The 663-nt window shown below is 58.8% G+C and carries 1 protein-coding gene; it reads left to right on the plus strand.

What is annotated here, in order from left to right; genetic code table 11:
* The coding region (locus Tanf_RS16620; RefSeq protein ID WP_046824698.1) for a hypothetical protein at positions 1 to 663 on the plus strand (663 nt) is incomplete at both ends.

The following is a 663-nucleotide window of genomic DNA, read 5'->3' on the forward strand; positions in this document are numbered from 1 at the left end:
ATAAGGAGGGGAAGAGGAGGGGAGGGAAAGAAAAAAGAGGAGAGGGGGGGGAAGAAAGGAGAGAAGAAGGAAAGGAAAGGGGGGGGAAGGGGGGAGGGAGGAGAAGAGGAAAGAGGGGGAGGGAGGAAGAAAGAGAGAAGAGAAGGGAAAGGAAAGGAGGAAGGAGGAGAGAAAAGGGAAGAGGAGGAGGGGAAAGAAGAAAGAGGAGAGGAGGGGGAGGAGAAGAAAAAGGAGGGGAGGGAAGAGGGGAGGGAGAGGGGGAGGAGGGTTCTTGCTGAAGAGGGGAGAAAGGAGAAGGAGGAAAAAGAAGAAGGAGAGAAAGGGGGGGGGGGGAAGGAGGAGGGGAAAGAGAAGGGGGGGAGAGAGAGGGAAGGGAAAAAAAAGGAGAGAGGGAAAAGAAGGGAAAGAGGAAGGGGAAGGGAAGGGAAGGAGGAGGGGAGAGAGGGAGGAAAGAAGAGAAAGGGGGAGGGGGAAGGAGAGGGAAGGGAGAGGGAGAGAGAAGGGGGGAGGAAGAAAGAAAAGAAAGGGAGAGAGGGAGGAGGAAGAGGGAGGGAAGGGGGGAGAGGGAAGGGGGAGGGGGGGGGGGGGGGAGGGGGGGAAGGGGGAGGAAGAGGGGGGGGAGGAAAGAGGGGGGGAAGGGAAGGAGAAGGGGGCGATGTCGGT

The organism is Tannerella forsythia, from assembly GCF_001006485.1.
GTDB lineage: Bacteria > Bacteroidota > Bacteroidia > Bacteroidales > Tannerellaceae > Tannerella > Tannerella forsythia.